14 protein-coding genes are annotated in these 14,769 nt (G+C 43.7%); 7 read left to right on the top strand and 7 right to left on the bottom strand.

The window, feature by feature from the left end:
* Positions 1-65: 65 nt before the first annotated feature.
* The 4 genes from VQ643_RS03745 to rsgA form a co-directional block, all read right to left on the bottom strand.
* Positions 66-2,129, bottom strand: coding sequence for an EAL domain-containing protein (locus VQ643_RS03745; RefSeq protein ID WP_414197932.1), 2,064 nt, complete (start codon positions 2,127-2,129; stop codon positions 66-68).
* Positions 2,130-2,286: 157 nt separating this feature from the next.
* Positions 2,287-3,150, bottom strand: coding sequence for an archaetidylserine decarboxylase (gene asd / locus VQ643_RS03740; protein ID WP_414198017.1), 864 nt, complete (start codon positions 3,148-3,150; stop codon positions 2,287-2,289).
* Between the two features lie 7 nt (positions 3,151-3,157).
* Positions 3,158-3,967 (bottom strand): rhodanese-like domain-containing protein, encoded by an 810-nt coding sequence (locus VQ643_RS03735; protein ID WP_414197931.1) that lies wholly within the window; start codon positions 3,965-3,967, stop codon positions 3,158-3,160.
* 10 nt (positions 3,968-3,977) lie between these two features.
* Complete coding sequence (gene rsgA, locus VQ643_RS03730) at positions 3,978-5,000, bottom strand: small ribosomal subunit biogenesis GTPase RsgA (protein WP_414197930.1); 1,023 nt, start codon at positions 4,998-5,000, stop codon at positions 3,978-3,980.
* 127 nt (positions 5,001-5,127) lie between these two features.
* Here rsgA and orn point away from each other — a divergent pair, with 127 nt between their 5' ends.
* Positions 5,128-5,667, top strand: coding sequence for an oligoribonuclease (gene orn, locus VQ643_RS03725; protein ID WP_414197929.1), 540 nt, complete (start codon positions 5,128-5,130; stop codon positions 5,665-5,667).
* Here orn and queG read toward each other — a convergent pair.
* The gene (gene queG, locus VQ643_RS03720; protein WP_414197928.1) at positions 5,664-6,725 is read right to left on the bottom strand and encodes a tRNA epoxyqueuosine(34) reductase QueG; all 1,062 of its coding nucleotides are present in this window, start codon (positions 6,723-6,725) and stop codon (positions 5,664-5,666) included. The two genes, orn and queG, sit on opposite strands and share 4 nt — an antisense overlap.
* Before the next feature lie 364 nt (positions 6,726-7,089).
* Between queG and tsaE the strand changes: the two genes are divergently transcribed.
* From tsaE to VQ643_RS03690, 6 genes are all read left to right on the top strand, one after another.
* Positions 7,090-7,557, top strand: a complete 468-nt coding sequence (tsaE, locus tag VQ643_RS03715; RefSeq protein ID WP_414197927.1) for a tRNA (adenosine(37)-N6)-threonylcarbamoyltransferase complex ATPase subunit type 1 TsaE — start codon at positions 7,090-7,092, stop codon at positions 7,555-7,557.
* 18 nt (positions 7,558-7,575) lie between these two features.
* Complete coding sequence (locus tag VQ643_RS03710; RefSeq protein ID WP_414197926.1) at positions 7,576-8,991, top strand: N-acetylmuramoyl-L-alanine amidase; 1,416 nt, start codon at positions 7,576-7,578, stop codon at positions 8,989-8,991.
* Positions 8,991-10,865 (top strand): DNA mismatch repair endonuclease MutL, encoded by a 1,875-nt coding sequence (mutL, locus tag VQ643_RS03705; protein ID WP_414198016.1) that lies wholly within the window; start codon positions 8,991-8,993, stop codon positions 10,863-10,865. Before VQ643_RS03710 ends, mutL begins: the two co-directional genes overlap by 1 nt.
* Before the next feature lie 186 nt (positions 10,866-11,051).
* A complete protein-coding gene (locus tag VQ643_RS03700; protein WP_414197925.1) occupies positions 11,052-11,474 on the top strand; it encodes a hypothetical protein in 423 nt (140 codons plus the stop codon).
* A 272-nt stretch (positions 11,475-11,746) separates the two neighbouring features.
* Complete coding sequence (locus VQ643_RS03695; RefSeq protein ID WP_414197924.1) at positions 11,747-12,091, top strand: tetratricopeptide repeat protein; 345 nt, start codon at positions 11,747-11,749, stop codon at positions 12,089-12,091.
* 26 nt (positions 12,092-12,117) lie between these two features.
* The gene (locus tag VQ643_RS03690; protein ID WP_414197923.1) at positions 12,118-12,753 is read left to right on the top strand and encodes a tetratricopeptide repeat protein; all 636 of its coding nucleotides are present in this window, start codon (positions 12,118-12,120) and stop codon (positions 12,751-12,753) included.
* A 191-nt stretch (positions 12,754-12,944) separates the two neighbouring features.
* On the opposite strand, the gene accC is transcribed toward VQ643_RS03690, so the two are convergent.
* Both accC and accB read right to left on the bottom strand, forming a co-directional pair.
* The gene (gene accC / locus VQ643_RS03685; protein ID WP_414197922.1) at positions 12,945-14,291 is read right to left on the bottom strand and encodes an acetyl-CoA carboxylase biotin carboxylase subunit; all 1,347 of its coding nucleotides are present in this window, start codon (positions 14,289-14,291) and stop codon (positions 12,945-12,947) included.
* A gap of 16 nt (positions 14,292-14,307) precedes the next feature.
* Positions 14,308-14,760, bottom strand: a complete 453-nt coding sequence (gene accB / locus VQ643_RS03680) for an acetyl-CoA carboxylase biotin carboxyl carrier protein (RefSeq protein WP_414197921.1) — start codon at positions 14,758-14,760, stop codon at positions 14,308-14,310.
* Positions 14,761-14,769: the final 9 nt, after the last annotated feature.

The following is a 14,769-nucleotide window of genomic DNA, read 5'->3' as shown; positions in this document are numbered from 1 at the left end:
GCTTGAATGAGTCGTGCTTGTAAGCCAAGTGCGCGCCTGTTGCGGACGCGCACTGCAAGATGAAGCTACTCTTCGCTAGCAAAAACGTAGTTCATATTAGGGGTAGGGGCTTGTAGGTATTCACCTTGAATAAAGTTCACACCCGCTTGCCATAAAGGTGCAAGTGCCGTAGCGCTATCTACATGTGAAATAATACTACGCTTTTTCAGTGCATGAATGTGGTTGAGCATGTCAGTAATTTTTTCTAGCTTTTCTTCTGGCTCTAATACTTCAAAGAGGTCAGGGTCTAGCCTTACAAAGTCCACATCTAAGAATTTAAATGTATTAAATGGATTTAATGCGCCACCAAAGTAGCTTAGCATTACTTCAATACCCATGGCGTGCAATGCCTTTGCTAGCTCTTGAGTTTGCTGTAGATAGGTGATGGCATCTGGCTCAGGAATCTTAATAATGAGCGCAGAGGCCGGCAGGTGTGCTGCTTTTAGCGCCATACCTAGCCAAGTAGGTAGTGTTTTATCTTGCAGGCTACTATTGGATATAGGCAAGAACAAACGTGTGCGATGTCCTTCACTGTATTCAACGGTTAGGCGTTTAATCGCATTGAGGAGAATCCAGCGGTCAAGGCGTGTTGCACAACCGGCTTGTTCTGCCGCTGGGTAAAGCTCGGTACGTGTTAAAGCATCACCTTTATCATTAATAATATTAAAGGTTAAGTCATAAAGCTCTGTTGCCTCACCGCGTAGACTCACCACTGGTTGGAATAGCAAGCTAATATCTTGAGTATCTAAGGCGTGGCGTACGATGGCTTCCATGTTACCGCGGCTTGCTGCTTGTGCTAGTTCTTCTGCTGGGTCGTAGAGCTTAATGCTATTGCCGTCTTTTAAGCTATCGGCACAGCGATGCGCGCGCTCAATGACAATATCTGCTTTACTGGTGGTTTCATTAATACCAGCAATGCCAACACTAAGTGTTGCTTGTACGCTTTTGTTATCTACTTGAATTAAGGTGTTAGCGATTTTTTGCAAGACCTTTTCAAGAATAACTTGGCTTTGTTCTGGTGTTTTTTGCGGTAAAATAAAGGTGAAACTATCATCACCGAAACGACTTAAACGAGCACTTTCGCCTAGTTCGTTTTGAAATACTGTGGTGAGTTGTTTGAGTACAGTATCAAAGCCTGAGATACCAACTTCTTGGAAAATCTCGTCATAGCGGTCAACATATAAGTAAGCCAGTGTTGATTGTTCGCTGTTTTTAATAGCACGCTCAATGTATTGATCCAGTAGCTCTAAGAAATAGCTACGGTTATATAAACCTGTGGTTGGATCTTTACTGGTGGCTTCTTTGAGACGCTCTTTGAGTTTTGCATCATCTTGCACGGTGCGCATTACAACCTGTATGCAAGGTTCACCATCGTAGTGAGCAGGAGAGAAACTCATAGTGACTTTCATTTTTTCACCTGTAGATTTAGAAACATTACAGGTGATATCTGTGTTACTTGCGTCTTTACTATAGTGGCGTAAGAAGTCTTTGAACGTGCTTTGATCTTGACTATCTATAACATCTACCATAGGTAGACCTTCGAGATCTTCAATGCTTTCAAAGTTAAACAAATTCATATAAGAACGGTTAGCGTAAATATGCATGCCATCATGTACATAAGTAATGGCATCCATAGAGCTGTCTAGCAGTAACTGGCAGCGTTTCTCAGCCTCGCGTAAAGCAACTTCAATTTGACGTAATTGGCGTCTAGTGCGTAAGTCAGCTAACTCTCTGCGCGCCACTAATAATAGGTGTTGATTACGTGTTTTAAGTACGGCGTCTTTAGCGCCATTAGCCAGTGCTTCTTCTACTAGCTCAAAGTCATCTTCATCAAGCAGTTGAATAAATGAAATATCTTTAGCTTGTTTTTGTATAGCGGCTAATGCGGTGTAGGGATCTAGGTTTTCGCTAGTAGGTGCGGCAATTAAAAGATCCCAAGGCTGTTGTAAGGCTTCATTTAAGTCTTGTTCAGAGGTTAAACGATGTACACGTGTGGCATGTCCAGCGTTGCGAAAAAGGCTAACGAGGCGTTCCGCTTCATTTTGAGAGTCTTCTAAAAGAAGTAGGCGAACTATATTTCGATCAGGCATAAGTCACTTCTATTCGTAAAAGCCATCAAAAATATTGGCTTTTCTGCATTTAAACAGAGAAAGCCAAGTCTAGATATTGATATGTATCTACAGGAGGCTCAGCTATTGTAATGAGCATAGATATTCAATGATGTTCACTATTTACTGTTTTTACAGGTTATTTTGAGAGGCCTGTAGCAAATAATTGTCCCATTTGCACAGGCGTTGTTTCTTGTAAGCTTTCATTCCATTGCACTTGGTTAGGTGCAAATAACACTATAGCAGTTGAACCTAGTTTGAAACGACCCATTTCCATCCCTTTCTCAATCACAATAGGCTGGCGTGCTGCTGCCGTGTAACTAAATTGACGAATTTCACGTTTCGGTGGTGTTACTAATCCGGCCCAGACGGTTTCAATACTAGCAACAATCATAGCCCCTACTAGTACAACGGCCATGGGGCCATGCTCTGTATCAAAAATACACACAGCACGCTCATTACGTGCAAAAAGCTCAGGTACGTTTTCAGCGGTAGTTTGGTTCACAGAAAATAGTTTGCCAGGTACATAGATCATTTCCCGTAATGTGCCTGTTGCTGGCATATGGACACGGTGATAATCGCGAGGCGATAAATAAACGGTGGCAAATTGCCCACCCATAAACTCGTCAGCCAGTGATTGCTTGCCACCTAGCAACTCAAGTAGGCCATAACTTTGGCCTTTAGCTTGGAAAATACGTCCAAACTCAATGCTTCCTAGTTGGCTAATGGCGCCATCAGCGGGGCAAACAATGCTGTTTTCACTATTATCAATAGGACGAATGCCTGGTTTTAGTTCGCGGGTGAAAAAGTCATTGAAGTGTGCAAAAGCATTGGGATCTTCAATTAAGGCTTCGCTCATATTTACATTATATTTTTTAATAAACCAATTAATAAAGCGTTGTTTAAACCAAGTATTACGGCTTTCTGCAACACAGCCAGCAAGGCGTGAGAGCAAGTGCTGAGGTAATAAATATTGAAGAAGAATGAAAAAGCGTTGCTTAATGCTCATATTAGATCTCAATTGGTGTATCAGTACGGTTACCCCATTCACTCCATGAACCTGGGTAAGCTTTTATGTTTAAGCCAAAGATTTTACCTACTAAATAGGTGAAACCTGAGCGGTGGTGCGTTTGGCAATGTGTAATAACAGTATGTTCAGCTAAAAAACCCAGTTGCTCAAGTACTTGCTGCATATCTTGACGAATACGTAGACTATTATTGATATCCATTGCCTTTGTCCACTCAAAACAGATGGCATTAGGTATATGCCCAGCACGTTGAGCTAATGCTTTGTCTCCTGAGAACTCTGCCAGAGAGCGTGCATCCCAAATACGTGTATTGCTTTGTTCAAGGGCGCTGATAAGTTGCTCTGTTGTCACGCTAAAGGGCTCGTGCGTGAGTTGTATTTTGGTTTCAGTGGCAGGGCGCGGCTGGTAGTCGGTCGTCACTTCTCTTTGTTCTTGCAGCCAAGCATGCCAGCCACCATTAAGATAGTGATAATGCTTATGGCCGATTAAATCAAGCAACCAAATAAAGCGTCCTGCCCAACCGCCGCCTTCATCATCATAAACCACATAGTGCGCGTCAGGATGATGCCCTAGTTGAGAAAATAACTGCTCAAGCTCTACTGCTGTGGGTGCATAGCCTTTAGGGGGATGCTGGGCCTGAGTTTGTGGCGGCGTTACTAGTTGTGCATGTGGAATATGCCCTTGAGCAAAGCGTTCGGCTTGGCAAACATCGACTAAAATTAACTGAGTATCAGTTAGATGCGCTGCTAAATCAGCCGGTTCAATCAGTAAGGGTAAATCAGCTAAGGACACCTTAAACTCCTTAATCTTCAAGCCCATTAATAATATGTTTAAAACTGGCTAAGCGCTGCGGATGAATGGCGCCCTGTGCTACGGCTTCAAGTAGGGCACAATTGGGTTCATGCTCATGGCTACAGTTGCGAAACCGACAGCGGCCTAAAAAGTCAGCAAATTCAGTAAAGCCAGCTTCCACATCAGCAATAGTGACATGGCTTAAACCAAATTCACGAATACCAGGGGAGTCAATTAGATCACCGCCTTGTGGAAAGTGAAATAAGCGTGCTGTTGTCGTGGTATGTGTACCTTTTTGGGTTAACTCTGATAGTGCACCGACACGCGTATTAATATCAGGCAGTAAGCGATTCACTAAAGAGGACTTTCCAACCCCAGATTGACCCACAAAGACACTAATACGCTCTTTTAGTTTCTGTTCTAATTGAGCCATGCCAGCGCCTTCGTGAGCGGATACTTTTAACAGTGGGTAGCCTAAATCTTCATAGGTTTGGACTAGGCTTTGTACGCGAGGATCAGCTTGAGTCGCCAGTAGATCAGCCTTGTTCAGTAGCAGTAATGGCTGAATATTGGCATGGGCAGCAGCAATTAGGTAACGATCAATTAAGTTAGCATGCGGCTCTGGTAAAGGCGCAAATACAATGATCATCAGATCAACATTGGCAGCCACAGGTTTTAGTGTGCCGCGGGAATCAGGGCGGCATAGCTCAGAATGGCGAGGCTGCTGTGCAACAATAACGCCATTACCTTGATTACCTTTACGCCAAATAACGGTATCGCCTGTAACGAGAGGCGGTAGATTTGCACGTAAATGGCAACGAAAGTTTTGTCCTTTATGCTCGCCATCTAGCGCTTCAATTTCAACTTGCACGCCAAAATGGGCAATGATTAGTCCAAATTCTTCGTTACCTAGCTCGCTACCTTCTAATTCGGCAACCAGTTTTTCTTCACGCTTGGCAGCACGAGCGGCACGTTCTTCTTGAATTTTTCCTATGCGCCAGTTTTGGCGACGAGATAGTTGGCGTTTGGCCATAAGTGTTTAACTCAGATTAGAAGGTTAGAAGTTTAGTAGGTTGCTTGGCAAATAACCATGTTTGAATGCGATTTAACGATGGAAAGCTCAAGAGTGCTACACTACTTAGCAATTAAGGAGTCTTTGTATGAATGAACAGAATTTAATTTGGATTGACCTAGAGATGACTGGGTTAAATCCAGATACCGATGTGATTATTGAAATGGCAACTATTGTCACAGATAAAGAGCTAAATGTGCTAGCCGAAGGCCCTGTATTGGCAATTTATCAGCCAGACTCTATTTTAGAGGGCATGGATGAGTGGAATACCAACCAGCATGGCAAAAGTGGTTTAACGGCACGTGTACGAGCTAGCCAGACTAGTATGGAGCAAGCTCAAACCCAGACTTTAGAATTTTTAAAAGATTGGGTGCCAGCACGTAAATCGCCTATGTGTGGTAATAGTATTTGCCAAGATAGACGTTTTTTATACCGCCATATGCCAGAGTTAGAGGCGTATTTTCATTATCGAAATTTAGATGTTTCTAGCTTAAAAGAGTTAGTAAGCCGTTGGGCGCCAGAGTTGCAAGCAGGCTTTAAAAAAGGTGGTACACACCTAGCTTTAGATGATATTCGTGACTCTATTGAGGAACTACGTTATTACCGCGAGCACTTTTTGCGTTATTAATAACCGTGTTGCTCAAGTGCCCAAGCAACATGTTCTTGGACGAGGGTAGATGGAAAGTTCTGCCTTTGTTTTAATGCTTCAAGCACGCTAATAGTACTTGGAGCATTACCTAAACCAATAGCTAAATTACGCAACCAGCGCTCATAACCAATGCGTCGGATAGGGGAGCCCTCAGTGCGTTGCAAAAACTCGTCTTCAGTCCATAAAAATAACTCTGCAAGGGAGCTATTATCTAGGCCATGGCGAGGCTGAAAGTCGTTCTCCTCGGTAGTTTTAGCGAAACGGTTCCAGGGACAAGCTATTTGACAATCATCACATCCAAAAACTCGATTCCCCATGGCTTGGCGAAACTCAACAGGAATGGCCCCTTTGAGCTCAATGGTTAGGTAAGAAATACACTTTCGGGCATCTAACACATAAGGGCCGACAAAAGCATCGGTAGGGCAGTGGGTTAAGCAGCTCGTGCACTTGCCGCAATGTTCTTTTACATTGCCTTCATCTATAGGAAGAGGAATATCAACAAAAAGCTCACCTAAAAAGAACCAGCTACCTGCCTGACGATTTAACAATAACGTATTTTTACCAATCCAGCCTAGCCCAGCGTTGCGCGCTAACGGGCGCTCTAATACAGGGGCGCTATCAACAAAAGCACGAAAACCAAAAGGACCGATTAACTCGGTTATTTTACTTGCCAGCTGCTGTAGGCGTTTTCTAATCAGTTTATGATAGTCGCGCCCTAATGCGTAACGTGAAATGTAGGCTGATTCGGGCTGAGCTAACCGCTGAACCATTTGCGGATCAGAGGGAAGATTGTTCATGCGTACAGAAATAACGCGTAAAGTGCCAGGTACTAGCTCAGCTGGGCGAGTGCGTTTTGTACCATGGCTGGCCATGTATTCCATTTCGCCAAAATAACCGGCCTCAACTTGCTCGAAAAAGCGTGGCTCATCAGCACTAAGGTCAGTACCTGTAATGCCCACCGCTTGAAAACCAAGGGCTTGTGCAGTGTGTTTGATTTGTTGGGCTATCTGTTGAAGATCAAGATCAGAATTATTCATGAAAAATACAAGGTGATGGCTGGATAAATTGTGCCACAAAATTAAAGGCTAGCAGTATGAATTATGTTTTTCCTGAACTTATCGATAAATTTTCACCTAAGAATATATTATTTTATATTTAATAAAGACTATAAATATAAGGTAAAACTGAACGCAATCGGTGACTCCTTGTACAAAAATAAGCGAGTAAGGTTATACTAAACGGCTTTAAACATGAGCTAAAATGAGTTTTCTATAGGGTAAAAGACCTAGTTATTGTCAGTATTTACTAGGTTAAATTATCTATATAGTAGCGGCTTAGATCTAATTCATTCCTAAATTTCCTCGAACTGACCTTTAACCATTTAGATGAGGAGCAGCCACTGTGTCAGAAGTAGCATTATATGTTCAAGGCGATGAGGCAATGACCACCTTAGGTCAGCACTTAGGCGCTTTAACAAAAGGACACGGTGTGATTTTTCTTATCGGTGATCTAGGTGCAGGAAAAACCACACTTTCTCGTGGTATTGTCACAGGCTTAGGTCATCAAGGCCCTGTTAAAAGTCCAACTTTTACCCTCGTAGAGCCTTATGAGTTGGCCGGTAAGCGAGTTTGGCATTTTGATCTGTATCGCTTAGCTGATCCTGATGAGTTGGAGTTTTTAGGTATCCGTGATTATTTTGCCGATGATGATCTTTGTTTGATTGAATGGCCTTGTAAGGGGCGTGGCGTTTTACCACGTCCAGATTTAGAAATTCATATTGCACACGCAGCTCAAGGACGACAGTTGCAATTTAAGGCGTATAGTGACCGCGCAGCCCATTGGTGCGCCGCCTTAGTGCAATCAAGTTAAGCTGCCAATGAGGTAATCATGCGCTTAGGTTCTCACTTAATTATTTTTTTACTTGCATTAATGCCAGTTCAACTATGGGCAGCAAGTCAAATTCAGAGTGTACGCTTATGGCGAGCGCCTGATAATACCCGCTTAGTTTTTGACCTCTCTGGTCCAGTAGATCACAGTGTATTTATGCTAGAGGGTCCTGCACGCGTGGTAATTGATGTAAAAAATGCCAAGTTAAATACTACGCTGACTAAATTAGCTTTACAGAATACGCCTATTTCTAATGTGCGTAGTGGTCCGCAGCCTAATAACCAATTACGCATCGTATTGGATATGAAAGCTAAGGTCGTTACTAAAAGCTTTACGTTAGCGCCAAATCAGCAATATGGCCATCGATTGGTTGTGGATTTATTTGATAGTGCTAGCGCCGCAAGCGCAACCACTACTAGTACGCCTCCTGCAACTGCCTCAAGCAAGCCTGCTACGAATAAGCCGCCCGAAATTAATGTTTCTCGTCCGCCGACAGTGATGCAAAAAGGACAGCGCGATATTGTTATTGCCATTGATGCAGGCCATGGCGGTGAAGACCCTGGCGCTTTAGGGCCAAAAGGTTTAAGAGAGAAAGATGTGGTATTGCAAATAGCCAAAGAATTGCAACGCCAAATTAATGCACAAAAAGGTTTTCGTGCTGAATTAACGCGTACAGGCGATTATTTTATTCCTTTGCGCAAACGCACCGAAATTGCTCGGAAAAAAGGGGCGGACTTATTCGTTTCTATTCATGCGGATGCAGCGCCACGTGCTGCGGCCTTTGGTGGCTCGGTATTTGCTTTATCTGATCGTGGCGCCACTTCAGAAACAGCACGCTGGCTGGCTGATAGCGAAAACCGCTCAGACTTAATTGGTGGTGCAGGTAACGTAACCTTAGACGATAAAGATAAAGTCTTAGCCAGTGTTTTGCTGGATTTATCCATGACAGCAACCATGTCTTCGAGCTTGGATGTTGGGCAAAAGGTACTGAATCAGATGGGGAAAATAACCCCTTTACATAAGCGCCGCGTTGAGCAAGCGGGTTTTATGGTACTCAAATCACCTGATATCCCTTCTATTTTGGTTGAAACAGGTTTTATTTCCAACCCTAATGAATCGCGTAAGTTATCAACAGCAGCACATCAAAAAGCCTTGGCTAAGGCCATTACAGGTGGTATTACCCAGTTTTTCCATGAAACACCACCACCAGGCACCTATATTGCATGGTTGCGTGATAATGGCAAAATTACTTTCGGCGCGCGTGAGCACACGGTTCGTTCAGGCGAGAGCGTTTCCATCATTGCTAATCGTTATGGTGTGAGTACTGCTGATATTCGCAGTGCCAACAGCTTAAAAACAGACGTACTCAAAATAGGACAAACATTAAAAATACCGGCAACTACGGCATCTAAATGATCATCGAACAAAGTAGAATCCATCTTTTAAACCCTCGTCTAGCTAACCAAATTGCAGCTGGCGAGGTGGTTGAGCGCCCTTCATCAGTGGCTAAAGAGTTACTTGAAAACTGCTTGGATGCTGGTGCTTCTCGCATTGAGGTCGATGTAGAGCAGGGCGGTATTAAGTTATTGCGTATTAGAGATGATGGCTGTGGTATTGATCAGGATGATTTACCGTTAGCTTTGGCGCGGCACGCTACCAGTAAGATCACTGAACTCGAAGACCTTGAAGGCGTAATGAGTCTAGGTTTTCGTGGTGAAGCATTAGCCTCTATTAGTTCAGTGTCTCGTTTAACCTTAACTTCACGCACAGCTTCAGCAGATAAAGCATGGCAGGTTGAGGCAGAAGGACGTGATATGCAAGCACGCATCCAGCCTGCTGCACACCCTGTTGGTACAACAGTAGAAGTGCGCGATTTATTTTTTAATACGCCTGCACGGCGCAAATTTTTACGTACAGAGAAAACCGAGTTTGATCATTTGCATGAAGTGGTCAAACGTATGGCATTAACACGTTTTGATGTGGCTTTTCATTTAAAGCATAACGGTAAAACCGTGCTTAATCTGCATCCAGCAACTGATGATATAGCTAAAGCACGTCGTGTTGGGGAAATCTGCGGGCATGCATTTCTTGAACAGGCAATGCCTATAGATGTAGAGCGCAACGGGTTGCGTTTATGGGGATGGGTGGGATTACCAACCTTCTCACGCAGTCAGGCTGATTTGCAGCATTTTTATGTAAATGGACGTACAGTGCGTGATAAGTTGGTGGCGCACGCAGTGCGTCAGGCTTATCGCGATGTAATGTATGGGCAGCGTCATCCGGCATTTGTATTATTTTTAGAGCTGGATCCCATCACAGTAGATGTTAATGTGCATCCAACCAAGCATGAAGTGCGTTTTCGTGAAAATCGTAGTGTTCACGACTTTTTATATAGCACTTTGCACCGTAGTTTGGCTGATGTGCGTCCTGAGGATCAACTGGCACCTGCGGTTATGCCAACAGTAGCCCCTCAGGTTAGCGGCTTGGCGGCTGGAGAGTTTGGCCCTCAAGCTGAAATGAGCCTAGCTAAAAATTTATTAGAGCAGCCAGTAGCAACACCATTAACGCCACGTGGCAGCTTTAATAATGGTACTTGGCGTCCACAGCCGCAGCTTCAAACGCAAGCAGGTTTTAGTGCAGAACAGCAAGGTGCTTATCAAAATTTTGTTGCACCTTTACCTGAAAGTAATCCACAAGACGCTGATATTCCGCCACTAGGCTATGCTTTAGCACAGCTAAAAGGTATTTACATTCTGTCCGAAAATGCTCAAGGGCTAGTTTTAGTTGATATGCATGCGGCGCATGAGCGCATCATGTATGAACGCTTAAAAGTAGCGATGGATCAAGAAGGCTTACGTGCTCAGCCTTTATTAGTTCCTGAAACGATAGCACTTAGTGAACGTGAGGTAGACTGTGCAGAAGAGCATGGGCAGTGGTTTACTAAACTAGGTTTTGAAGTACAACGCCTAGGCCCGGAAAGTTTAGCTATTCGGCAAATTCCAGCGCTGCTTAAACAAGCACAAGCAGCCGACTTATTGCGAGCTGTTATTAGCGATTTACTCGAATTTGGCACTAGCGACAAAATTCAAGCGCATTTAAATGAGCTGTTAGGCACCATGGCTTGTCATGGCGCGGTGCGTGCGAATCGGCGTTTAACCATTGCTGAAATGAATGCCTTATTGCGCGATATGGAAACAACAGAGCGCAGTGGACAATGCAACCATGGCCGACCAACATGGACGCAGATGGGAATGGATGATCTCGATAAGCTATTTTTGCGCGGTCGTTAGTATGCCTAGCTAGTGCAACCTAAAGGGTAACTCCTATTTAAGGATTGCCCTTTTTTTGCCTGAAATTATGCGAAATGCATGCTGCATACGAGCTGTAGTTTTGAGGTGTTTAGCCACTTTCAATGCCCAAGAGAGGAAAGCTATCCTATATAAAGAATTACTTTTATATATAACGAAGCATTATTTATGTTAAAGAAAATGGCTTACGGTTTCGTATTTTTGTTGGTATTGGTTGGTATATCGCCATTGTTTGTGTATTGGTGGGCGCTGTCTAATTTAGATCAGCTACCACAGCCTTCTTCTATAAAACTGAGCGCTGAACGTGAACTTGTGATTTGGCAAAAAGAAAAACAAACGGGTGAGCCTCGAATAGAATCAATAACGGTCTATGGTTTTGTTTTCTGTTTAATGAACCAGCCTCAATGTGTAGATAGATATTCTGGATTGCGTTTAGCATCCTTTGCTGTACGTAACCAAGTGGCTGCTGGGGTACAAGGCAAGGGTACTTGGATATGGCATACAACTTGGGCTGCTTATTCAATTTGGGCGGCAAATAACTGGGATATACACCAAATTCTTGCAACCTATGATGAAGCGTATAACCGTTAAATAAGCGTGATAATACAAAAAGCCCTGAAAAGTATATTCAAGTTTTCAGGGTTAATTCATTTGCGTAGAACTTTTTTATTTGTACATAGAAAAATATCAACTAGTTACATCAGTGCGAAATTGAGTGAGCAAAATAGCGTTTTGAAAGAACAATTAGCGTATTGACTCAGGCGAATAAAATGATTCGAACTTACATTAAAGTATTTCACATGAGTTTGAATTATTAGCTCAGCCTACAATGGATTAGAAAAACCTATTAGGGAACGATTTTTATGAAAAACCTATTGCTTTGTTTTTGTTTATCACTTCCTGTGTCTGTGATTGCAGCGCAGTGTGAAGTATCTGATTTGGATTTATGTAATAAGGCTGAGGCGGGGGATGCTAGCGCGCAAATAATACTTGGGCGGATGTATGCAACTGGTGATGGTGTGACGCAGGATTCAGCTAAGGCTGTAGTTTGGTATAAAAAAGCGGCTGAACAGGGAGATGCTAAAGCGCAAGCGAACCTTGGAGTAGCATATGAAAATGGCTATGGAGTGAAGCAGGATTATGCCCAAGCTGTAATTTGGTATAAAAAGCGGCTGAGCAAGGAGATGCTGCTGCGCAATATAACCTAGGGGTGGCATATTACAAAGGTAGAGGAGTGAAACAGGATTATGCTCAGACTATAACTTGGCATAAAAAAGCGGCTGATCAGGGATTTGCTAATGGACAATACAACCTTGGGGTGATGTATGCGAGAGGTCATGGAGTTAAACAGGATTATGCCCAGGCTGTAGCTTGGTATAAAAAAGCGGCTGCTCAAGGATTTGTCGCTGCACAATATAACCTTGGGGTGGCATATGCCAATGGTGAAGGAGTGCAGAGAGATTATGCTCAGGCTCTAATCTGGTTTAAAAAAGTGGCTGATCAAGGATATGCCGATGCGCAATATAACCTTGGGATGGCGTATATAAATGGTAATGGTGTGAAGCAGGATTATGCTCAGGCTCTAGTCTGGTTTAAAAAAGCGGCCGATCAAGGACATGCCGATGCGCAATATAGTCTTGGGGCTATGTATGTTAATGGTAATGGTGTGAAACAGGATTACGTTCAGGCTGTAGCTTGGTTTAGAAAAGCGGCAGCCCAAGGAGATGCTGAGGCGCAGTCTAACCTTGGAGTAATGTATGAGAATGGCCATGGTGTGAAGCAAGATGTAGTTCAGGCTAAAGACTGGTATGCTCAAGCCTGTGATAACGGTTTGCAAGATGGGTGTGACAATTATAAACGACTAAACTAATACCCGAAGCAGAGCCAAGCAAGTAACTGTTTTTAGTCAATGGCTATTATAGATGCCATATAAAATCTAAATATGGAAAGACAATTGGCGCAGTGGAAAAGCGTATTGTGTTTTCAGTCTTTGCCTTGGTAGTGTTTTTAAGGCAAAAAAATCCCCGAAAAGTAGGCGAACTTTTCGGGGATTTTCAGTTATTACTTAGTCATGCCAAGTTTCTTTTCAAGGTGGTGAATATTTACACCGCCTTTGCAGAAGTCTGGGTCATCTAGTAAGAACTGGTGCAGTGGAACGTTGCATTTGATGCCATCAATAATGATTTCATCAAGAGCATTGCGCATACGAGCCATTGCTTCTTCACGAGTTGCGCCCCAAGTAATGATTTTGCCGATAAGCGAGTCATAATGAGGTGGCACTGTGTAGCCGCTGTATAAATGTGAATCTACACGTACGCCGTTACCACCTGGCGCATGGAATAGTTTTACTTTACCTGGGCTTGGCATAAAGTTATCTGGGTTTTCTGCATTGATACGGCATTCAATGGCATGGCCTTGGAATGTAATATCTTCTTGCTTTACAGATAGCTTATTGCCAGAAGCGATGTTGAGCATTTCTTTAACAATATCAATGCCGCTGATCATTTCAGTGACTGGGTGCTCAACCTGTACGCGGGTGTTCATTTCAATAAAGTAGAAACGTCCATCTTCGTAAAGAAACTCAAACGTACCTGCGCCACGGTAGCCGATATCAATACAGGCTTGCACACAGCTTTTGTAAATATCTTGACGGGCTTTTTCGTCAATATAAGGTGCCGGTGCTTCTTCAATGACTTTTTGGTGGCGACGTTGTAATGAGCAGTCACGATCGCCTAAATGAATAGCATTGCCTTTACCGTCAGATAGCACTTGCACTTCCACATGGCGTGGGTTGCCTAAGTACTTTTCCAAATAAATAACTGGGTTGCCAAAAGAAACCCAAGCTTCGTTGCGCGTTAATTCAGCACTGCGAATAAGGTCTTCTTCTTTGTGTACTACACGCATGCCGCGACCACCGCCACCGCCTGCTGCTTTAATAATAACTGGGTAGCCTACTTCGCGAGCCAGTTTTAAAGCGGTATCAGGATCTTCGGGTAGTGGGCCGTCAGAACCAGGAACTACAGGTACACCAGCTTTTTTCATGGCGTTTTTAGCTGATACTTTATCGCCCATTAAGCGAATAACATCAGCCGACGGACCCACGAAAGTAAAACCAGATTTTTCTACTTGCTCAGCAAAGTCAGCATTCTCGGCTAAAAAGCCATAGCCTGGGTGAATGCCATCAGCGCCAGTTACTTCGGCGGCTGCAATAATAGCTGGGATAGATAAGTAAGATGAGGCACTTGAAGCTGGGCCAATACATACCGACTCATCAGCTAATGATAAATGCATTAGCTCTTTGTCGGCACTAGAGTGCACCGCTACTGTTTTTATGCCCATCTCTTTGCATGCGCGAAGAATGCGAAGGGCAATTTCACCGCGGTTTGCAATGAGGACTTTTTTCAGCATTGTACGCTCCAGAGGATTAAACAATGGTGAATAGAGGTTGGTCGTACTCAACAGGTTGACCGTTTTCGACTAGAACTGACTCAATCACACCGCTTACTTCAGCTTCAATGTGGTTCATCATTTTCATCGCTTCAACGATACACAGAATATCGCCTTTCTTCACTGTTTGACCCACTTCAACAAAGGATGCAGAAGTAGGAGAGGCAGCACGGTAGAAGGTACCTACCATTGGTGAGCGAGCAACATTGCCGTTTAATTTAGGCGCTGCTGGAGTAGCTTCTACAGCTGCCGCAGGTGCAGCAGCTGGTGCCGCAGCGGCGACAGGCGCTGGCGCATAAACAGGCTGAGTAGCTGCTTTTTGACTGTGGCGGCTAATGCGTACGGACTCTTCGCCCTCATGAATCTCTAATTCGTCAATACCAGACTCTTCTAGCAATTCGATAAGTTTTTTGACTTTACGAATATCCATAAGTGGGAA

The organism is Pseudomonas sp. F1_0610 (assembly GCF_047470865.1).
GTDB lineage: Bacteria > Pseudomonadota > Gammaproteobacteria > Pseudomonadales > Pseudomonadaceae > JAZDRH01.
The sequence above is the reverse complement of the archived record's forward strand: the minus strand, read 5'-3'. Positions and strand labels throughout refer to the sequence as shown.

Excerpts from the sequence above, each read along its gene's own strand:
- VQ643_RS03695 (WP_414197924.1), top strand. The coding sequence starts at position 11,747 with ATGAAAAACCTATTGCTTTGTTTTTGTTTATCACTTCCTGTGTCTGTG.
- VQ643_RS03700 (WP_414197925.1), top strand. The coding sequence starts at position 11,052 with ATGTTAAAGAAAATGGCTTACGGTTTCGTATTTTTGTTGGTATTGGTT.
- accB (WP_414197921.1), bottom strand. The coding sequence starts at position 14,760 with ATGGATATTCGTAAAGTCAAAAAACTTATCGAATTGCTAGAAGAGTCT.
- queG (WP_414197928.1), bottom strand. The coding sequence starts at position 6,725 with ATGAATAATTCTGATCTTGATCTTCAACAGATAGCCCAACAAATCAAA.
- orn (WP_414197929.1), top strand. The coding sequence starts at position 5,128 with ATGAATGAACAGAATTTAATTTGGATTGACCTAGAGATGACTGGGTTA.
- accC (WP_414197922.1), bottom strand. The coding sequence starts at position 14,291 with ATGCTGAAAAAAGTCCTCATTGCAAACCGCGGTGAAATTGCCCTTCGC.
- VQ643_RS03710 (WP_414197926.1), top strand. The coding sequence starts at position 7,576 with ATGCGCTTAGGTTCTCACTTAATTATTTTTTTACTTGCATTAATGCCA.
- VQ643_RS03745 (WP_414197932.1), bottom strand. The coding sequence starts at position 2,129 with ATGCCTGATCGAAATATAGTTCGCCTACTTCTTTTAGAAGACTCTCAA.
- rsgA (WP_414197930.1), bottom strand. The coding sequence starts at position 5,000 with ATGGCCAAACGCCAACTATCTCGTCGCCAAAACTGGCGCATAGGAAAA.